Below are 19,358 nucleotides of genomic sequence, written 5' to 3'. Positions count from 1 at the left end.
GATGGCGTTTGATTCGTTCGCTGCCTTTCTCTCGATGGAAGGACACGGTCCCTACGTGTGGACCTGTTATGGGGCCTTCTTCCTGCTGATGGCGGGGCTGATGATCTGGTCGGTCCGGCGTCGCCGGGCGGTGATCCAGTCCTGCCGTCGGCAATTTGAATCTCTCGAGAACACGACGGGGGCTGCCGCGACCCGGGCGGCGGCCACGTTCACTCGCGTCAATGTTTCCCAAGACTGAAGGGCAGATACTCAATGCACCCGATCCGTAAAAAACGGCTGACCATTGTTCTTTTCCTCGTGGCAGGCATCGCTATTGCGGTAGGTCTGACCACCTACGCGCTCCGTCAGAACATCAACCTGTTCTATGATCCAACCCAGATCTCCGAGGGTGAGGCACCGGTTGATGTCCGGATTCGCGCTGGCGGTATGGTTGAAGAAGGGTCTGTGGTGCGTGATCCCAACAGCCTGAAAGTGGAGTTTCGGGTGACCGACTTCAATGCGTCGGTTCCGGTGGAGTACGTCGGTATCCTGCCCGATCTGTTTGCCGAAGGGCAGGGTGTTGTTGCCATGGGCCAGTTGAACGGTCAGGGTCGTTTCGTTGCGGACCAGGTGCTGGCTAAACACGACGAAAACTATATGCCACCGGAAGTGGCTGACGCGTTGGCGAAATCCGCAAAAAACGGGCAACAGCCGGCCAAGGCTGGCGACGCACCCGCTTACTGATCACCACACATTGAACAGCCGGTTGGCTGGAGGGCTTTGATGTATCCGGAACTCGGACAGCTCGCACTGATTCTCGCGCTGTTGCTGGCAGTGCTCCTTTCCGTCGTGCCCCTGGCAGGTTCTGTCTCCGGGCGGGACAATCTCCAGGCTTTCGCCCGTCCTCTGGCGACCGGCATGTTTGTATTCATTGCCCTGGCCTTCGCGGTACTGACCCATGCCTTCCTGACCGACGATTTTTCCGTCGCCTATGTGGCCAATAACAGCAACAGCCTGTTGCCCTGGTACTTCAAGTTCAGTGCGGTGTGGGGCGGTCACGAAGGGTCGCTGTTGCTCTGGATATTGATGCTGGCAGGCTGGACACTGGCTGTGGCGGTCTTCAGCCGACGCCTGCCGTCCGTGATGATCTCCCAGGTCCTGTCGGTCCTGGGCATGGTCGCGGTTGGTTTTCTACTGTTTATCATTATCACCTCCAATCCGTTTGACCGCCTGCTGCCGAATATTCCGGCGGACGGCGCCGACCTGAATCCGCTGTTGCAGGACTTCGGGCTGATCGTGCATCCGCCCATGCTGTACATGGGTTATGTGGGTTTCTCCGTGGCTTTCGCCTTTGCGATTGCCGCGTTGATGAACGGCCGGCTGGATGCGGCCTGGGCCCGTTGGTCGCGCCCCTGGACCACGGTGGCCTGGGCGTTCCTCTCGCTGGGTATTGCCCTTGGCAGTTGGTGGGCCTACTACGAGCTGGGGTGGGGCGGCTGGTGGTTCTGGGACCCGGTCGAAAACGCCTCGCTCCTGCCCTGGCTCTCCGGCACCGCATTGATGCATTCACTGGCGGTGACTGAAAAACGCGGCGTGTTCAAGAGTTGGACCGTGCTGCTCGCCATCGTTACCTTTTCCCTGAGTTTGCTGGGTACGTTCCTGGTTCGGTCAGGGGTTCTGACGTCGGTTCATGCCTTCGCTTCCGATCCGGAGCGGGGTGTGTTCCTTCTGGGTCTGTTAGCGATCACTGTCATCGCCAGTCTCACGCTTTACGCTTTTCGGGCCCCCGTGGTCCACGTCCGGGCCCGATACGGTTCCTTGTCGCGGGAGATCTTCCTGCTGCTCAACAACGTACTGCTGGTTTCTGCCACCTTGCTGGTTGCCGTGGGCACGTTGTACCCGCTGGTGCTGGATTATCTCGATATGGGCAAACTCTCCATCGGCGAACCCTTCTTCAACCTCACGTTCAGCCCGCTCGCGGTTGCCACGGGCCTGTTGCTCGGCGCCGGTATCTTCTCGCGTTGGAAAAAGACCGACGGGGGCTGGCTTGGCCGCAAACTGTTATGGCCACTGGCGATCAGCCTGGTCGCCAGTACCGCCGTACTGATCGGGTATGGTGGCTTTAAGCCCTGGGCGTTTGCCGGGATCTTTTCCGCCATGTGGGTGGCGGTGGCCACGTTCTGGGACCTTTGGGACAAATCCTCGTCCCGCAAGGGCCGGATCCACGGGCTCAGGCGCCAGTCAAGAAGCTATTACGGCATGGTTCTCGGGCACCTGGGCCTGGCCATCACCATCGCGGGTGCCACCGTGGCTTCGAACTACGGCATCGAGCGGGATGTGCGGATGGTGCCCGGTGATGTCGCCTCGGTGGGTGATTACCAGTTCGTCTTTCGCGAGATCGGCGAGCGCCAGGGGCCCAACTTCACGGCACAATACGGCAGCTTTGATGTGATTCTGGACGGCAAACGGATCGCCGACCTGCACCCGGAAAAGCGGCAGTATTCCGTGGGCATGAGCGTCATGACCGAGGCGGACATTGACGCAGGCCTGTTCCGGGATATTTTCGTTGCCATTGGTGAACGTATCTCGGACCAGGCCTGGGCAATTCGGCTCCAGTACAAGCCTCTGGTGCGCTGGCTATGGTTGGGCTCTCTGTTCATGGCGGCAGGCGGCTTCCTCGCGATCTCCGACCGCCGTTACCGGGTTCGTGAGCGGGCCGGGGCACCCGAACGCACCCGCGAAGGTACCGCGGGTCAGTCTGATGATCCTGCTGGAGCTCTATCATGAAGCGGCTTTTCCTGTTTCTTCCCCTGCTGATTGCCATTGTGCTCGGTATCGTCCTGTTCGCCGGTATTGGCAAGGACCCCACCAAACTGGAGTCGGCCCTGATCGGCAAGCCGGTGCCTGCGTTCAGCCTCAAGGACCTCAACAATCCCGAGGCCGAGCTGGACGAGAGCCTGCTTCGTGGAGAAGTCCAGCTGCTGAACGTCTGGGGCACCTGGTGCCCGGCCTGCCGGGACGAACACGATGATCTGATGTGGTTGGCGCAGGACAAAGGTATTTCGATCGTTGGGCTGAACTATAAGGACAACCGGGCAGACGCTCTGGTGTGGCTGGAGCGCCTCGGAAATCCCTACAGCACGACCATTTACGACCCCAAGGGCACTCTGGGCTTTGATCTCGGCGTCTATGGGGCGCCAGAGACCTTCGTGATCGATGCGTCCGGCGTGGTTCGTTATCGCCACGTTGGAGTGGTAAACGAGAAGGTCTGGCAGGAAACCCTGCTTCCGGCGATCAACGACGCCCGGGGGAACGGTTGATGCGGCGGCTTCTATTCATCTCGCTGCTGGCGATTCTGTCCTCGGTGACGACCGCAGAAGTAGCGGACGTCTACGATTTTGACACCGTGGCCCAGGAGCAGCGGTTTCAGTCTCTGATCGAGACGTTGCGCTGCCCCAAGTGCCAGAACCAGAACATCGCCGATTCCAATGCGCCTATCTCCAAGGACATGCGGGCCGAGGTGTATCGGATGATGGGGGAGGGCGCCGGTGATCAGGAGATCAGGGACGCCCTGGTGGCCCGATTCGGAGAGTTCATTCTCTACAAGCCCGAGGTGGAGAAGCGCACCATCCTATTGTGGGCGACGCCGGCCATTGCGGTGTTCGGTGGGCTCCTCCTGGTCGCGATTGTGGTGATCCGATCCCGGCGAGGAGCAGCTCACGTGACCGCCCTGACCCCGGAAGAGAAAGCCCGAGTGGAAAAGATTCTTGCAGAGAATGACCGGGACACACGCGCCTGAGCCAGCCCTTCTCTGCTGCACCCATGACTAGACCTGTGACGATAGCTTCATGACCGAAACCTTCTGGATTGCCGCAACGGTATTAATCATTCTTGCCCTTGCCTTTGTGCTTTACCCGGTACTGTTCCACAGCACAGGGGCACGGGAACGAGCCGACCTGAGAAACCAGAACCTGCTGGCTTACCGCAGCCGGATGAAAGAACTGGACGCCGAGTACGAAGCCGGAATACTGGATGACGAAAACTACCGGCAGCTGAAGGAAGAGCTGGCGGGCGCGATGCTCGACGATCTCCCGGAGAATGCGGAGCCTGGCCGGCTCGTCAGTGGCCGGAAAAGCGCCATGGCGGTCGGCCTTCTGGCCATTCTTGTGGTGCCCGCCGCCACGTTCATGCTGTACCAGGAATGGGGAGCCATGGATCGGGTAGAACAGTTCCTCACCATGCAGGAGATGGGGGATACCGAGGCGGCCCGCCAGGATCGAATGAACGAGCTGGCTGGGCAACTGAGGGAAAAACTCGAAGCCAGCCCGGACAATTCCGAGGGCTGGGCGATGCTCGGACAAAGCTACATGCGGCTTGAACGCTATGGGGATGCAGCGTGGGCCTTCCGGAGCCTGGCGGACAGCGTCGAGGACGATGGCTCCAGGGCCGTCGCCCTGGGACTGGCGGCACAGGCTCTGTTCTACCGCAGCGAGGGGGCAATGACCGAGGAAGTGACCGGCGCTATCGAGGCGGCCAGGGCCCTCAACCCCGATGAAGTGAACTCCCTGGGTTTGCTCGGTATCCATGCTTTCAGCCAACAGAACTACCGCGAGGCAATCCGGTACTGGGAACGAATCGGCACCGTGGCGCCGGACCATCCCCAATTGGCGTCCATTCAGGGTGGTATCCGGGAAGCCTACAACCGGTTAGGGGAGGAGCCCCCGGCGATGGAGCAGGCGATGTCTGACGGTCCGGCGGTGATCGTCCGGGTGAGCCTCTCTGACGCGTTTCAGGATCAGGTGCCCCCGGACACCACGCTCTTCGTTTTCGCACGCCGGGTTGACGGTGCGGGTGGGCCACCGCTGGCGATCACCCGTCTGACCGCCGGAGCGCTGCCGGCGGAGGTGCGCCTGGACGACAGCACATCCATGTCTCCCGAGTCGAAGATCTCCGGTGCGGAGCAGGTCATGGTGACGGCACGACTGAGTCGTTCCGGCAACGCCATTGCTCAGGCCGGTGATTGGCAGGGCAGTCTCGATGCCCCGGTTGAGGTAGGGTCGGAGGCTCCGGTGGACCTGGTGATTGACCAGCAGCTCACCGACTAAGCCGGGGAGGCTTGCCGCCACGGTCCGTGGTTCAGGCCGACAGGTTGCCGGGGTAAAGCGGCGGTAGCCCGGCCTCGGTCGTGTTGTCCTTCTCACCCTCGCGGCGTAATTGCTGCAGTGCCTGAGCCAGCGCAATGCCATCCCAGTCGGGGGTTGTTCCGGCCCCTGGCGAGAACAGGTGCGCCTGCAGGCGTCGAATCTCGGTTTCCAGGGCCGGATCGTTGCACCAGGTGATCACGTCGCTGGCCGTCTGAAACTGGTGCCCGGGAAAGCGCCGATTCATCCACTGTACCAGCAGGACCGGTGTCGATGACGAACCTGCCCGGGCGGACTGAACCAGCTTCTCGAACAGTTCCATCTCCTGGGGATTGGCCGCACCCCGTTTGGCCTTGGAGTGAGCCTTCGACGGTCTGGAGCGCCACCAGAACCCCAGCGTGAGCAACCACAATACCGCCAATGCCAGGCTCAGCCATGGCCAAAGACCTGCGCCGCTCTCGGTTCCGGTTGCCGGCGTGTTGCCGGTTTCACGCGCCTCCGGTTTCTCGTTGTTGGTGGCGGGTTCTGTGGGCTGGGTCACCGGGGCAGAGGCGCCGGCAACCCGAAGGGTTTGCGCGGGGATAACGGCAACACGCTGGCTGTCAGTGTTGGTATCCCACCAGGGCACCCGGATCTCCGGCAGGGTCAGTTGCCCGGCTTGTACCGGCACCAGAGCGCTGGTCTGACTCAGGGTGGACGTCAGGCCAGCCGGCGTGACCTCGGTGGATCGCTCGGGTTGTTCCGGATAGCTTCTGAGCCCTTCCGGTGTCGCATCGGGCAGCGGGGGAAGCGCCTCTGCGGGCAGGCCCGCGGCCTTGAGGGTGATGGTCCGGGTGAGGTTCTCGCCGGTTTCCACCTGCAGGGTGGGCGGCAGGCCGGCTTCGTTCAGGCTCAGACCACTGGCGGGCAGCCAGGTCTTCCCGGTGAAACCGGCAGGCACGTCCTTGACGGGGACGGCGTAAAGTTGCTCGCTGTCTCTCAGGAAGATCAGCTTGCCACTGGCATCGCGAGCCTGCCCCTCGAAACGGATCGGGGCCAGTGACAGTTCGCCTGGTTGTTGCGGGAACAGGGCGTAGCGGCGTTCCACTACCCGGTAGCGTACCCCGTCACGGTAGCGGGAGAACTCCCGCTGTTTGCCCAGCGGCTCGATGATGGCGTTCGGGTGCTCGGGCTCGGACAACTCTCCGCGAATCAGGTTGCCGCTGAAGAACAGGCGAATGGTCAGCGTAAGCTGCTCCTGCACGTAGACCTCCGCCTTATCCGCCGACAATTCGATAAAGCTGTCCCGGCTGGCGCTGTCCTGGTCCGGTGGCGTGCCGCTTACCACCTCAATGGTCACCGGTTTGGAGGTCGACTCCTTGAAGCTGAGCGCCGGTATGGTCAGTGTTCCGTTGTGCTTGGGCGCCAGCTGGTAGGTCCAGGTAATTTCACCGATCATTTCACTGTTCTCGGTGCGAATGCTGTAGCGCTGGTTTTTGCCCAGTATCTCGAAATCCGGCTCGACCTTTTCAATGTTTGGTGCCGGCAGATCGGAAAGATTGAAGTCGAACAGGTTACTGAGATTGATGTCGAGCTTCATGGAGCCGGTAACGGTCAGGGTCAGCACTTCGCCCTCGTAGAGCCGGGTCCGGTCCGGCTCCACCTTGAGTTCTTCGGCGTGAAGCGATGTCGCCAGGCTCACCAGCAGTAACAGCAGAGTAACGGGTAGGGTTAGCTGTTTCACCATGGTGTATCGCCCTCATCGGATGGTGTCTGACGTTCCTGGTACTGTTGCAGGAATTTGCGTTTCAGGAGCCCGCCCGGATTGTCAGGAACCCGGCGCAGCCATTGTTCCTGTCCCTGGGACAGGGGCCTTTCCGAGATCTGTGCCGGTGCTTCGACCTGGCCGGCGGGTTGCTCGCCATCGTTGGCACGGTCCTGCTGCTCCTGTTGTTCCTGATCACGCTCGGCGTCACCTGGGGATTCCTGCTGGTCGCGGTTGTTGCTGTCCGGTGATTCATCGGACGATTGTGGGGATTGCTGTCCTGAGTTCTGGCTGTCGTCGGATTGAGACGGCTTCTGCTGCTGGTTCTGGTCGTCGGAGGATTGCTCCCGGTTGTCGTTCTGACTGTTGCCCGAGTCCTGCTGCTGGTTCTGGTTGTTCTGGTCCTGTTGCTGTTGTTGTTCCAGCAATTCCTTGACCAGAGCCCGGTTAAACTCGACATCCTCCAGATCCGGATTCCGGGACAGCGCCCGGTCATAGGCGGCGATGGCGTCCTCAAGCTTGCCCGCCCGAGCCAGGGCATTGCCGCGATTGTAGTCGGAACGTGCGCTTTCGCCGGATGCAAATGCCTCGACGGCCTGATCGAACTTACCGGATTTGTAGAGCGCGGAACCCCGCCATTCCGGATCGGTCAACTGCTCAGCGGCCCTGTCGGGATCCTGGCGGATCATGTCCGCTGCCCGTTGATCCTCCCGCTGCCAGAGCGCGTCCCAGTCCTGGGCTTGCGCGGATTGGGGGACAAGCGGCATGGCGCTCAGGGCGATGACTGCGAATGCTCCTCGTCGCCACCCCAGGAGCAGCAGGGGTAAGGCCAGCCAGAGCAGCCAGTAGCCATCGTCCTGCCATCGGTCGACCGTGAGTCCGTCCTGGCTTTCCTGCCAGTTTTCGTTTTCCGTGGGTTCCAGCCTGAGGGCCTGGATGTCTGCGTCGGCGAGGGTCAGTGTCTGGCTCCAGCCGCCGTTTTCTTCGGCGAGATCGGCCATGGCGCCCGGGGCGGCCCGGGTGATCACAATGTCCCCGTTGTCGCGGATAAAACCGCGCTTGGCAAGGGGAATCGGCCCACCTTCCTCCGTACCGACAACCAGTGTACTCAGGGAGATGTCGGTGCCCGCGAGGGTTTTGCTGATGGCGGTGTGGTAACGCTCGGGTACATCATCTGAAATCAGGAGAATCCGACCTTCACCCGGCGCCCCCTGGGTCAGCAGGGTTTTGGCCCGGGCGATGGCAAGATCGGCCCGATTTCCGGGGGCGGGCATGATCACCGGATCCAGTACATCCAGCATGCCCTCGATGGTCTTGCTGTCGTCGGTCAGCGGTGCGACCACGTGTGCGTCTGCAGCAAAAACGATCAGGCCATTCAGGCTGCCTTGCCGGGCATCCAGAATGTCCCGGATTTTGCGTTTGGCGAGGGTCAGCCGGTCGGGTTCCACGTCGGTGGCCAGCATGGATAACGACAGGTCCAGGGCAATCACCAGGCTGTCCCCGGGCTGTTTGAGGGGCGTCGGCGCTTCCCGCCAGGCCGGGCCCGCCAGGGCCAGGGCAAGCATTGCCATGGCGACGCAGGCCGGCAGGACCGGCGACCGGTGCCTGCTGCCGGATGTGCCCTCGTGCCGAATGACCGGAGCAAGCAGCCGGTCCGGTATGACGCGGGACCACCCGCTGTCTCCGGCTCGATAATGCCGAAGGGCCAGGTAGATCACGGGCAGGCTCAGCATCAGCAGCAGCCACATAGGTCGAAGGAAATGGAATTCAGCCACGCGCTGCCTCCCCTCCGTTCAGTCCCCGTGACAACCTCGTGCGACTCACGGGAACCAGCACAAGCAGCGCGAGCCAGAGCAGGGCGGCGATCCCTGCGGGCCAGACAAAAAGTTCGGTGACTGGCCGGTAGAATTTGCCTTCCAGCTCGATGGGTTCCAACTGGTTGATGTTTTCATAGATCATTTCCAGCTCGGGCAGACTTCGGGCCCGGAAGTAGCGGCCCCCGGTCTGCTCCGCCATTCGTGTGAGCAGGGCTTCGTCCAGATCCCGGGATGGGTTGACCCGCCGCGATCCCAGGAATCCCCGCTGCACCATGGATTCCGCACCAATGCCAATCGTGTACAAGCGAACGCCAGCGGCTTCCGCGATTTCCGTTGCCTTGTCCGGGGTGATCTCGCCCGCGGTGTTGGCACCGTCGGTCAGCAAGACGACCACCCGCTGATCCTGGGGACGATCCCGCAGGCGCTTGATGGCAAGGCCAACGGCGTCTCCAATCGCGGTGGCCCGACCCGCCATGCCGAGCCCGGATTCATGCATCAGGGTGCGTACCGTTTCCAGGTCGAAGGTCAGCGGCACCTGCACATAGGGCTGGGTGCCAAACAGAATGAGCCCCAGCCGATCCCCCTTTCGCCGCGTGACGAAGTCGTCGAGCACCACCTTGACGGCCTGAAGCCGGTTGATGCTGCGTCCCTGAATGATCATGTCCTGTTCGTCCATACTGGGAGAAATGTCGACCACCAACATAAGGTCTCGACCGGACACCGGCAGTTGGACCTGTTCGCCCACATGCTGCGGCCGTGCCACGGCCACCACCAGCAATACCCAGATCACGAACAGCAGGATTTTCTGCCAAATCGGTGTGGCGCTGCCCCGTCGACTGACGCCAGGCAGTTCCGACAACCAGTGCCCGATGGGTAACACGGGTGCGTCAACAGACTGCCCGACCGGTCGCCGCCATTGCAGGAGTACGGGCAGGATGATCAGTAATAGCAGCCAGGGATAAACCAGTGTCAGCATTTCTGGCCTCCCAACCAACGCCAGGCAAAGTCCATGGCCTGGCGGGGATCGGCACTGGCCCGGGGTTGCCAGGCACTGTGGACGATGGCCTCGACCACCGGCCGCGACGCCACCCGTTCGCTCGGTGCCTTTTCAAGGAGAAAGGCGACCCAGGCCTCCCCAGTCAGGGTTTCCGGGTGAAGGTCGGGGTAGCGCTGGCGGGCAGCCCGCTTGAGCAAGTTGTTGAGTTGCGAGAACCAGTCAGGATCTCCGGTGGCGCCCTGTTCAAGGCTGGCCATCTCGGCCTTGGCCAGCCGTAACCAGCGATTCTGCTGCCGCTTGCGTCGAACCAGCCAGGACATGCCGGCGATCATCAGGAGTACCAGCAGCGCCAGTACCCACCAGCCGGGTGCCGGTGGCCAGAATCCCCCGGTCTCCGGTAGGTGAATATCCCTGAGCTGGCTGAGCGGGTCCTGGGGGTTCATCCGATGCGTCCTCCCGGGCCGAGCAAGGTTTTCAGCACGACGGCCGGGTCGTCGGCGGTGGACAGGGTGGCCGCGGCGACACCGGCGGTGCGAAAGCATTCCTCCAGTTGCGCCTCATGGGCGTTCACCTTGCGGTGCCAGGCGTCCTGGAATCGGGCATTGCCAGCGTCAAACCACACCGGACCATCGGCCCCCGCCACCGCAAAACGGCCATAGTCTGGCAGCTCGAGTTCCAGTGGATCGACAATGCGCAGCGCACTCACCGAATTATGGCGGGCGAGCGCCCCGAGCAGGGCGCCGGTGTCGCCGGAGACACCGAGAAAATCGCTGATCACGAAAATACGGCTACCGGTATGAGCGACCCGGCGGGCTTCGGCGAGTGCGCGATCCAGGCCATTGCCCGCGTCCGGGTCAGGAGCGTGACGGGTCGGTTCCCGGCCCGGTTGTCGCTGTTGTTCGGCGAGGGTGTCCAGTAGGCGCAGGACGGATTTCTTCCGGCGCGCAGGTCGCAGGACGTTGAGTTCCCGATCGTTGAACACGATGCCGCCGACCTGGTCACCGGCCCACAGGGCCAGCCAGGCGAGCAGGCCGGCTACTTCGGCGGCGCGCACCTGTTTGAAGGCGCCGGTACTGGCGAAAAACAAAGTTTGACCAAGGTCGCAGAGCAGCAGCACCGGGCGTTCGCGTTCCTCCTCATAGAGTTTGGTGTGGGGCGCCTGGCGTCTGGCCGTGACGCGCCAGTCAATACTGCGGATGTCATCGCCTGGTTGGTATTGCCGGACTTCCGCGAAGGCCATGCCACGACCGCGTTGAGGGGAGCGCTGCAGGCCCGCCTGCCGGTTACGTACCGGTCGGGCGGACGGTAGCTTCAGGGCCCTGGCGTCCGCTTGCAGGCGGATCAGGTCGGGCAGACTGATGTGAGTTACAGCGTCAATGTTGGCCATGGTGGCATGGTGAGTCTGTCGGGTCTGGAGTGAACATCACGCGGTTACCGGCACCCGGTCGATCAGTCGCTGGATAACGGTATCGGGCGTCATGCCCTCGGCTTCGGCTTCGAAGGTCAACAGGATCCGGTGGCGGAGGACATCGAAGGCCATGGCCCGGACATCATCCGGGGTTACGTAATCACGACCGTCGAGCCAGGCCAGCGCCCGCGCGCAACGGTCCAGGGCGATGGTGCCCCGTGGACTGGCGCCAAACGCGGTCCAGCGTGCCAGTTCAGGGTCCAGGCTGGCGGCATCGCGACTGGCGAGCACCAGGGCCAGGAGGTATTGCTCGACCGGTTCCGCCATGTACATGTCCGCCACTTCCGCCCGGGCCTCGAATACCTGCTCGGCGGTCAGTTGGATGTCTGCTCGCGGCTGGCCCTGGCGATAGTCATTGCGTGCCAGGTGAAGGATGGCTTTTTCGGCATCCGCGGACGGGTAATGAATCACCACGTGCATGAGGAACCGGTCGAGCTGGGCCTCGGGCAGGGGGTAGGTGCCTTCCTGCTCAATCGGGTTCTGGGTGGCCATGACCATGAACAGGCGATCAAGGGGGAAGGTACGGAGGCCCACGCTGACCTGGCGTTCACCCATGGCTTCCAGCAATGCCGACTGGACCTTGGCCGGCGCCCGGTTGATTTCATCGGCCAGTACGAGGTTGTGGAAGATGGGGCCCCTCTGAAACTCAAACTGGCCCGTTTCGGCCCGGTATATTTCGCTGCCCGTCACATCGGAGGGCAACAGATCCGGTGTGAACTGGATGCGGTGAAAGTCGCCGTCCAGGTGATCGGCGAGCGCCTTGATTGCGGTGGTCTTGGCCAGACCGGGGGCACCCTCGACCAACAGGTGTCCGTCCGCAAGCAGTGCAATCAACAGCCGGTCCACCAGTTTTTCCTGCCCGATTATCCTTTTTGCCAACTGCGATCTGAGCTCACCGAACGTATTCTGTAACGACATTGGAAGTGACTGCTCCCATTCTTTTTGGGTTCATCAAAAGAACGTGTTTCGTCCGTAAGTAGTTGCCGCAGTTTTGGTGTCTGGCCGGCAAAAATCAAGGGTTTGACTATGCTTATGTGACGATACGACGATTACGTTTATTTCACACTAACCGAGGTCGACCATGAATGCGCTGACAGTGGCCAGCAAGGATCAGTTTTTTGAACAACTGGCTGATGCCTTCGCCCAGAAGATTGCCAAAACAGAGGCAAAGAAAATCAGCGAATTTGCCAAACAGCATTACGCCCATATTCCTCTCGAAGAGCTCGTTAGTCGACGATTTTCGGATACCTACGGTGCGGTGCTGGCCGCCTGGCAGTTTCTCCAGAAACGAAGCGCCGAGGAATCCCCGGTTTCGGTGTTTAACCCGGACCTGGAAAGCGACGGCTGGCAGTCCACCCATACCGTCATTTTCATTCTGCACCCGAACATTCCGTTTCTGATCGATTCCCTGCGCATTGCGATCAACCAGCGGGAGATCGGCACCCATTCCATCCAGCACTCCATCCTGCAGGTGGAGCGGACCGAGGAAGGCAAGCTGAGCAAGCTGCTTTCTACCAAGAAAACCAACAAGCAGGCCGAGTACGAAGCCTTCATCGTACTCGAGATTGACCGGCACAGCGATCCGGAAGACCTCAAAGAACTTGAGGAAGCCCTGCAGACCGTACTGCACGAGGTGCGGATTGCGGTGGCGGATTTCCCGATCGTGACCAACAAGGTTGCGGAAATCCTGGAGGAGCTCGACGACACCACAGCGGGCATCAGCGATGAGGAAAAGGAGGAAGCACGAGCCTTCCTGAACTGGCTGGTGCAGGACCACTTTACCTTTCTCGGCTACGACGAGTACGACTTCGCCAAGGACAAGAGTGGCATGGTGGTGCGACGGGTCGAGAACTCGGAATTGGGCATCCTGAGGGTTAATAACGAGCGCCCGGACCGGGTTCGGCTGAATGAGCTGCCCCAGCGAACACGCCATGAAATGACTCGCACCGATGACATCTTCATCTTCGCCAAGTCGGCGCAGCGGTCCCGGGTCCACCGACCGGCCTATCCCGATTACATCGCCGTGAAGAAGTTCAACAGCAAGGGCGAAGTGGTTGGTGAACGTCGGTTCCTCGGCCTTTACACGGCCCGGGTCTACAACGAGAGGCCGGATGAGATTCCCCTGTTGCGGCGGAAGTATCAGAGCGTGATGAAGCGCTCGGGGTTTATGCGGGACGATTACGCGGGCAAGGAGCTGGAGCAGATTCTGACGCTCTATCCACGGGACGAGCTGTTCCAGATCGAGAGCAATGAGCTGCTGAAGGTGGCCAAGAGCATCCTTTACATCCAGGAGCGCCGGCGGATCGAGCTGTTCATGCGAGAGGATGTCTACGGTCAGTTCGTGACCTGCCTCGCCTTCTTCCCCCGGGACATCTACAACACCGAACTGCGGCTCAAGGTCGAGCAGGTGTTACTGGACCGCCTCGAGGCAGAAGACATCGAGTTTGTGACCCATTTTTCTGAATCGGTGCTCGCCCGGGTGCAATTCACGGTTCGGGTTCCGCAGGTGGAAAACCGGCAGTTGCCGATTTCCGAGATCCGGGAGAAGGTCATCGAGATGGCCCAGTCCTGGCGTGACGGGCTCTACGAGGCGCTCAGCGAGGCCTATGGCGAAGAAGAGGGGAACGAACTTTACCGGCTCTGGGCCGGCGGTTTCCCGGCCAGTTACACGGATATGTTTTCGCCGCGCCGCGCCGCCATCGATCTCGAGCACATTGCCCAGTCTGCCCGTACCCATGATCTGGCGATGAGCTTCTATCGGGCCCTGGAAGAAAATGAGAGCACGCTGCACTTCAAGCTGTTCTTTCCCGATGAGCCATTGCCCTTGTCCGATGTGATGCCGATCTTTGACAACCTGGGTTTCCGGGTGCTGGGTGAGCACCCGTTCGAGGTGATTGATCGTCACGACAAAACGGTGTGGATCCACGACTTCACGTTGCAGGCGCACACCGGTCGCGTGGTGGATATCCATCGCATTCGGCCCATTTTCGAAGACCTGTTCCGGCGGGTCTGGCACGGTGATGCCGAAAACGATGCCTTCAACCGGATGCTGCTGTCCTCCTACATGAGCTGGCGCGAGATCGCGCTGCTGCGGACCTACGCCCGTTACATGAGGCAGATCCGCTTCTCCAACAGTCAGACGTTCATCTCCAACACCCTGGTCAACCATGTGGAGCTGACCCGGATGTTGCTGGACTACTTCGAAGTGCGCTTTAACCCGGATCGCTATCAGAGTGACGGCAAGAGCCGGGCGGCTCAGCAAAAACTGGAAATCGAATTCAATGCGGGGCTGGACGAGGTGGAGAACCTCAGTGAGGACCGGGTCCTGCGATTGTACCTGGAACTGATGCAGGCGACCCTGCGCACTAACTACTACCAGCCCGACGATCAGGGCATCAACAAGTCGTACATCAGCGTCAAGTTCGATCCCTCGCGGATTCCGGACATGCCATTGCCCATGCCGATGTTCGAGATTTTCGTGTACTCGCCGCGGGTGGAAGGCGTGCACCTGCGGGGCGGAAAGGTGGCCCGCGGGGGGCTGCGCTGGTCCGACCGGTTCGAGGATTACCGCACCGAGATCCTGGGGCTGGTGAAAGCTCAACAGGTCAAGAACGCGGTGATTGTCCCGGTCGGGGCCAAGGGCGGTTTTGTCGCCAAGCGCCTGCCCGATCCCTCTGATCGTGAAGCATTCCAGGCCGAGGGTATCGAGGCCTACAAGACCTTCATCCGTGGCTTGCTGGACATCACCGACAATCTCGTGGATTCCGACATTCATCCACCCGAACGGGTGGTGCGGCACGACGAGGACGACCACTACCTGGTGGTTGCGGCGGACAAGGGCACCGCCACTTTCTCGGACATCGCCAACAGCCTGTCTGCCGAATACGGTTTCTGGATGGGGGATGCCTTCGCGTCCGGGGGCAGCAACGGCTACGACCACAAGAAAATGGGCATCACGGCGCGGGGCGCGTGGGTGTCAGTGGAGCGGCATTTCCGGGAACTGGGTGTGAACCCGGCACTGGACGAGTTCACGGCCATCGGGATCGGGGACATGGCTGGCGACGTGTTCGGCAACGGCATGCTGTGCTCCGAGAAGACCAAACTCGTGGCGGCGTTCAACCATATCCACATCTTCATCGATCCGACGCCGGATCCGGAGAAAAGCTTCAAGGAGCGGAAGCGGTTGTTCGAGCTGCCACGTTCCTCCTGGACCGATTACGATACCAAGCTGATCTCGAAGGGTGGCGGGGTGTTCAGTCGCAACGCCAAGTCCATTCCCCTCAGCCCGGAAATGAAGAAACTCCTCGGGGTGAAGTCGGACAGGGTTCCGCCAAACATGCTGATTTCCCTCATCCTCAAGGCGCAGGTGGATCTGCTCTGGGTCGGAGGTATCGGCACCTACGTGAAAGGTACCACCGAAACCCACGCGGATGTCGGCGACAAGGCCAACGACGGCCTGCGGATCAACGGCTCCGAACTGCGCTGCAGAGTGGTGGGAGAGGGCGGCAATCTCGGCCTCACCCAGCTCGGGCGCATTGAGTTCGCCCTGAAGGGCGGACGCCTGAACACCGACTTCATCGACAACTCCGGCGGTGTGGACTGTTCGGACCACGAAGTGAACATGAAGATTCTGTTGAATCAGGCCGTCGCCATGGGCGATCTTACTGGCAAACAGCGCAACATCATGCTGGAAGACATGACCGATGACGTGGCCGCGCTGGTTCTCAAGAACAACTACCGTCAGACCCAGGCCATCAGTATCGCCAGTGAAGACGCAGCGATCCGGCTTGAAGAGTACCGTCGGTTGATGAATAGCTTTGAGATCGAGGGCAAGCTCAACCGGGCCCTGGAATTCCTGCCGGACGATGAAACCCTGTCCGAGCGAAAGCTCGACAAGAAGGGTCTGACCCGGCCGGAGTTGTCGGTCCTGATTTCTTACGTGAAAGGCGATCTCAAGCAGACCCTGATCGACAGCACCTTGCCGGATGAGCCCCTGTTGGCGGGGGAGATGTATAAGGTCTTCCCCCGAGGACTGACCCAGAAGTTCTCCAAGGAGCTGGGTGAGCACCAGTTGAGGCGCGAGATCATCGCAACCCAGATTGCCAACGACATGGTCAATCACATGGGCATCACCTTTGTTGAACGCCTGAACCAGTCCACGGGTGCCGACCCGGCGTCGATCGCCCTGGCCTGGATCATTGCCCGGGATGTGTTCCGCATTGATAACTGGTGGGACCGCATCGAGGAGCAGGATTTCAACGTGCCGGCCCAGCTGCAAATGGCGCTCATGCAGGACCTGATGCGACTGATGCGTCGGTCCGTGCGTTGGCTGCTGCGGAACCGTCGGGCGGAACTGAGTATCCAGAACCACATCGAACGGTTCGCCGACAGTGTCTGGGCCATTACCGCCAATCTTCCGGATTACCTGGGCGAGCAGGCCCGCACTGCCTGGGAAAAGCGTCACCAGACCCTTGTCGAGGCGGGTCTGTCCAAGGAGTTGGCGTCGGTGGTTTCGGGTACCGATTACCTCTACTCGTCGCTGGGCATCATTGAGGCCCAGGAAGCGACCGGGATGCCGCTTAAAACGGTGGCCAACCTCTATTATGAGCTGGGCGACAGGCTGGACCTGAACTGGTTCGCCCAGGCCATCGCGGCTCTCACCCCGGCATCGCACTGGCAGGCCCTGGCCCGTGAAAGCTTCCGCGAGGATCTCGAATGGCAGCAACGGGCCCTGACCACGGGCGTGCTCCGGCTGGCGGAAAAGCCGGAGGATGTTCCCGTCTGTGTGGATGCGTGGCTGAATCGTCACACGGGTATGATTCATCGCTGGAAATCCATGCTCGCGGAGCTCAAAGGCGTGCGCGAACCGGAATACGCCATGTTCTCCGTCGCACTGCGGGAATTGCTGGATCTGGCGCAAAGTACAATGCACTCAGGCCATCTTGAGGTCGAACCTGAGACCATCTGAGTATTGATTTGTGGCGACGATTACCGTTCAATTTCAGACTCCAAGCCATTGAGTGGGGGACATTTTGATGGGTCAGCTTGACCACCTTCTTGAAAAAAACCGGGCATGGGCCGACGGAATCAAAGCGGAGGACCCAAAGTTCTTTGACCGTCTGTCCAGCCAACAGGCACCGGAATACCTATGGATTGGTTGTGCCGACAGCCGGGTCCCCGCGAACCAGATTGTGGATCTGATGCCGGGGGAGTTGTTTGTCCATCGAAACGTGGCCAACGTGGTGGTTCACACCGACTTCAACTGTCTCTCGGTGTTGCAGTTCGCGGTCGAGGTGCTGAAGGTGAAGCACGTCATGGTCGTCGGTCACTACGGTTGCGGTGGCGTTCGGGCTGCACTGCTGGATGAGGGCTTCGGACTGATCAGCAACTGGCTGCGCCACGTCCAGGATGTTCGGGACCGGCACCAGGCCGTGCTTGATGAGATTTCCAGTGAACAGGATCGTGTTGACCGCCTGTGTGAACTGAACGTTGTGGAGCAGGTTGGGCACGTGTGCCAGAACAGCATCGTGCAGGAGGCCTGGAAACGCGGGCAGCCGCTGACCGTGCACGGCTTCGTGTACGATCTGGCTGACGGCATCCTGCGGGACATGGGGCTTTCCATTTCCAGCGAGCAGGACCGGGAGCGGATCAAGCAGAACAGTGTCGATGAACTGGTGTTGAGGCCGGTTCGGTCCGGGCGCCAGAAAAAGGTATAGCGTCAATTGTAAAATGACGTCAAAAAATCGTGATGAGCGTCACTTATGAACCCGTGGCGTCATCACAGTTGGTCACCTCCCGTTTTGGTACATTGGTACCTGCTGTAAGCGAGGAGGTTGACCATGAAAGAATTGATGCAAAAAGCGCTGAGTGCCCTGGCACAGCGAAAGTCCGATAACCTCGAGGCAGACGTTCGGACCGAACACCCCAAGGCGCCTGCCCATCGGCAGCGCGAAGACTGGGGAATGTCTCCGGAAGACGCCCTGCGCGTTGGCACGGTCGCACGGTACAAGTAAGACCCTCTCACCCCGTATCCTCCCGATCAGCCCTCTGATGCTGCCATTCCTGGCGAGACTCAGGGGCTGATTCCGGTTAGAGTATCCCGTTTCAAGAACCAGCCACGGGACCGCTTTGCCAATGTCTGTCATGCCCAATTCCCATGAAGCCCTGATCCGCAATCGCGACCGACTGGGTGGCCGCGTTGCTCTGCTTGGTGTCAGCGCTCCGGCGTTGCTGGCTGAGCTTCCGGATGGGGGCATGGCCATGAGCGAACATGCAGGGCAGGCGGCTGCGCTCGCCACCCAGGAGCACTGGCAATCGTGCTTTGGTTATGACGACCCGGGATTGATCGCGTCGGCGTTTGACACGGTGGTGGTCTTCCTGCCGAAGGCCCGGTCGGAACTGGACCTGAGGCTTTCGTTGGCGCGTTGGTTGTCAGCCCCCGGTGCCAGAGTGATCCTCGTTGGCGAAAAAAAGGAAGGCATCGCGGGCGCCGTGAAGCAATTGAAAGCAGTGGCCCCCGGCGCCTCAAAAGTAGACAGTGCGCGGCATTGCCAGGTCTGGGAGGCCGCCAACATCGAGCCGCTGGCCGACTTCGACTTGTCCAGCTGGCAGGCGTGGCATTCCGTCAGTCACGCCGGTTGTTCAATCGACGTATGTGGGTTGCCCGGTATCTTCAGCCACGGCGAACTGGATGGCGGCACGGCGCTCTTGCTCGAAACTCTCGTCACGTCGCCGCTCAAAGCTGAGCACATACTGGACTTCGCCTGCGGTGCGGGGGTGATTGGCGCGTGGTACCAGGCGTGGCAACGCGCCCAAGGTCAGTCCCCAAGCGTTGTGGATGGCGTGGATGTCCAGTCGCAGGCGGTGATCTGTGCCCGGGCAACCTACGACCGCGCGGGCGCCCGTGGTGACATCATGGCTTCGGACGGACTCGAGAATGTTGACGGTCTCTGGTCCGCGATCGTGACGAATCCGCCGTTCCACTCCGGCGTGAAAACTGACACCTCGATGACCGAGAATTTCCTGCGCGAGGTTTCGCGCCACTTGAAATCTCGGGGGGAGTTGCGGTTGGTCGCCAACAGTTTTCTGCCCTACGAATCCGTGATCAAGCGCTTCATCGGACCGGTGGAGCGACTCTATGAGGACCGGCGCTTCACGGTTTACCGGGCGATTCGGCGCTGACACGCGCTTCTCCGTTTCTGCGAGCGCACAA

At 61.0% G+C, this 19,358-nt stretch carries 16 protein-coding genes; 10 read left to right on the top strand and 6 right to left on the bottom strand.

From position 1 onward, the window contains the following. Position 1 precedes the first annotated feature (1 nt). The 6 genes from ccmD to ccmI are packed head-to-tail and all read left to right on the top strand — an operon-like array spanning position 2 to position 5,084. Positions 2-238 carry a heme exporter protein CcmD gene (gene ccmD, locus KXD86_RS04415; RefSeq protein ID WP_218634856.1) on the top strand — a complete coding sequence of 79 codons (237 nt, stop codon included), beginning with the start codon at positions 2-4 and terminating at the stop codon, positions 236-238. A gap of 14 nt (positions 239-252) precedes the next feature. After that, complete coding sequence (gene ccmE, locus KXD86_RS04410) at positions 253-723, top strand: cytochrome c maturation protein CcmE (protein ID WP_218634855.1); 471 nt, start codon at positions 253-255, stop codon at positions 721-723. A gap of 39 nt (positions 724-762) precedes the next feature. Continuing rightward, a complete protein-coding gene (locus KXD86_RS04405; RefSeq protein ID WP_218634854.1) occupies positions 763-2,766 on the top strand; it encodes a heme lyase CcmF/NrfE family subunit in 2,004 nt (667 codons plus the stop codon). Continuing rightward, positions 2,763-3,299: a DsbE family thiol:disulfide interchange protein gene (locus KXD86_RS04400; protein WP_218634853.1), complete on the top strand. Its 537-nt coding sequence runs from the start codon at positions 2,763-2,765 to the stop codon at positions 3,297-3,299. Before KXD86_RS04405 ends, KXD86_RS04400 begins: the two co-directional genes overlap by 4 nt. Then, on the top strand, positions 3,299-3,778 hold the full coding sequence (locus tag KXD86_RS04395) for a cytochrome c-type biogenesis protein (protein ID WP_218634852.1): 480 nt from the start codon (positions 3,299-3,301) through the stop codon (positions 3,776-3,778). Before KXD86_RS04400 ends, KXD86_RS04395 begins: the two co-directional genes overlap by 1 nt. Positions 3,779-3,827: 49 nt before the next feature. Beyond that, the gene (ccmI, locus tag KXD86_RS04390) at positions 3,828-5,084 is read left to right on the top strand and encodes a c-type cytochrome biogenesis protein CcmI (protein WP_218634851.1); all 1,257 of its coding nucleotides are present in this window, start codon (positions 3,828-3,830) and stop codon (positions 5,082-5,084) included. Between the two features lie 31 nt (positions 5,085-5,115). Here ccmI and KXD86_RS04385 read toward each other — a convergent pair whose 3' ends face one another. From KXD86_RS04385 to KXD86_RS04360, 6 genes are read right to left on the bottom strand one after another with little or no spacing between them, the layout of a single operon-like run. After that, positions 5,116-6,846, bottom strand: a complete 1,731-nt coding sequence (locus KXD86_RS04385; RefSeq protein WP_218634850.1) for a BatD family protein — start codon at positions 6,844-6,846, stop codon at positions 5,116-5,118. Further along, the gene (locus tag KXD86_RS04380) at positions 6,840-8,639 is read right to left on the bottom strand and encodes a VWA domain-containing protein (protein ID WP_312846251.1); all 1,800 of its coding nucleotides are present in this window, start codon (positions 8,637-8,639) and stop codon (positions 6,840-6,842) included. Before KXD86_RS04380 ends, KXD86_RS04385 begins: the two co-directional genes overlap by 7 nt. Next, a complete protein-coding gene (locus KXD86_RS04375; RefSeq protein ID WP_218634849.1) occupies positions 8,632-9,657 on the bottom strand; it encodes a vWA domain-containing protein in 1,026 nt (341 codons plus the stop codon). The genes KXD86_RS04380 and KXD86_RS04375 overlap by 8 nt, the downstream gene beginning before the upstream one ends. After that, a complete protein-coding gene (locus KXD86_RS04370; protein ID WP_218634848.1) occupies positions 9,651-10,121 on the bottom strand; it encodes a DUF4381 domain-containing protein in 471 nt (156 codons plus the stop codon). The genes KXD86_RS04375 and KXD86_RS04370 overlap by 7 nt, the downstream gene beginning before the upstream one ends. Next, complete coding sequence (locus tag KXD86_RS04365) at positions 10,118-11,065, bottom strand: DUF58 domain-containing protein (protein ID WP_218634847.1); 948 nt, start codon at positions 11,063-11,065, stop codon at positions 10,118-10,120. Before KXD86_RS04365 ends, KXD86_RS04370 begins: the two co-directional genes overlap by 4 nt. A 36-nt stretch (positions 11,066-11,101) precedes the next feature. Beyond that, entirely contained in the window at positions 11,102-12,064 is a 963-nt protein-coding gene (locus KXD86_RS04360) for an AAA family ATPase (protein WP_218634846.1), read from the bottom strand. 163 nt (positions 12,065-12,227) lie between these two features. Between KXD86_RS04360 and KXD86_RS04355 the strand changes: the two genes are divergently transcribed. The 4 genes from KXD86_RS04355 (at position 12,228) to KXD86_RS04340 (ending at position 19,327) form a co-directional block, all read left to right on the top strand. Then, positions 12,228-17,114: an NAD-glutamate dehydrogenase gene (locus KXD86_RS04355; RefSeq protein WP_218634845.1), complete on the top strand. Its 4,887-nt coding sequence runs from the start codon at positions 12,228-12,230 to the stop codon at positions 17,112-17,114. A gap of 67 nt (positions 17,115-17,181) precedes the next feature. Then, a complete protein-coding gene (gene can, locus KXD86_RS04350; RefSeq protein ID WP_218634844.1) occupies positions 17,182-17,862 on the top strand; it encodes a carbonate dehydratase in 681 nt (226 codons plus the stop codon). Between the two features lie 123 nt (positions 17,863-17,985). Next, positions 17,986-18,159 (top strand): hypothetical protein, encoded by a 174-nt coding sequence (locus tag KXD86_RS04345; protein WP_218634843.1) that lies wholly within the window; start codon positions 17,986-17,988, stop codon positions 18,157-18,159. Between the two features lie 121 nt (positions 18,160-18,280). After that, positions 18,281-19,327, top strand: coding sequence for a class I SAM-dependent methyltransferase (locus tag KXD86_RS04340; RefSeq protein ID WP_218634842.1), 1,047 nt, complete (start codon positions 18,281-18,283; stop codon positions 19,325-19,327). Positions 19,328-19,358 lie beyond the last annotated feature (31 nt).

The sequence above is a fragment of the Marinobacter arenosus genome, from assembly GCF_019264345.1.
GTDB classification, from domain to species: Bacteria; Pseudomonadota; Gammaproteobacteria; order Pseudomonadales; family Oleiphilaceae; genus Marinobacter; species Marinobacter arenosus.
Note: the sequence above shows the minus strand (reverse complement) of the source record. Positions and strands in the feature narration are given on the sequence as shown.

Bases quoted from the DNA above. Each gene is read 5' to 3' on its own strand.
- ccmE (WP_218634855.1), top strand. From the start codon at position 253: ATGCACCCGATCCGTAAAAAACGGCTGACCATTGTTCTTTTCCTCGTG.
- KXD86_RS04355 (WP_218634845.1), top strand. From the start codon at position 12,228: ATGAATGCGCTGACAGTGGCCAGCAAGGATCAGTTTTTTGAACAACTG.
- ccmD (WP_218634856.1), top strand. From the start codon at position 2: ATGGCGTTTGATTCGTTCGCTGCCTTTCTCTCGATGGAAGGACACGGT.
- ccmI (WP_218634851.1), top strand. From the start codon at position 3,828: ATGACCGAAACCTTCTGGATTGCCGCAACGGTATTAATCATTCTTGCC.
- KXD86_RS04385 (WP_218634850.1), bottom strand. From the start codon at position 6,846: ATGGTGAAACAGCTAACCCTACCCGTTACTCTGCTGTTACTGCTGGTG.
- KXD86_RS04370 (WP_218634848.1), bottom strand. From the start codon at position 10,121: ATGAACCCCCAGGACCCGCTCAGCCAGCTCAGGGATATTCACCTACCG.
- KXD86_RS04340 (WP_218634842.1), top strand. From the start codon at position 18,281: ATGTCTGTCATGCCCAATTCCCATGAAGCCCTGATCCGCAATCGCGAC.
- KXD86_RS04345 (WP_218634843.1), top strand. From the start codon at position 17,986: ATGAAAGAATTGATGCAAAAAGCGCTGAGTGCCCTGGCACAGCGAAAG.
- KXD86_RS04375 (WP_218634849.1), bottom strand. From the start codon at position 9,657: ATGCTGACACTGGTTTATCCCTGGCTGCTATTACTGATCATCCTGCCC.
- can (WP_218634844.1), top strand. From the start codon at position 17,182: ATGGGTCAGCTTGACCACCTTCTTGAAAAAAACCGGGCATGGGCCGAC.
- KXD86_RS04395 (WP_218634852.1), top strand. From the start codon at position 3,299: ATGCGGCGGCTTCTATTCATCTCGCTGCTGGCGATTCTGTCCTCGGTG.
- KXD86_RS04365 (WP_218634847.1), bottom strand. From the start codon at position 11,065: ATGGCCAACATTGACGCTGTAACTCACATCAGTCTGCCCGACCTGATC.
- KXD86_RS04360 (WP_218634846.1), bottom strand. From the start codon at position 12,064: ATGTCGTTACAGAATACGTTCGGTGAGCTCAGATCGCAGTTGGCAAAA.
- KXD86_RS04400 (WP_218634853.1), top strand. From the start codon at position 2,763: ATGAAGCGGCTTTTCCTGTTTCTTCCCCTGCTGATTGCCATTGTGCTC.
- KXD86_RS04405 (WP_218634854.1), top strand. From the start codon at position 763: ATGTATCCGGAACTCGGACAGCTCGCACTGATTCTCGCGCTGTTGCTG.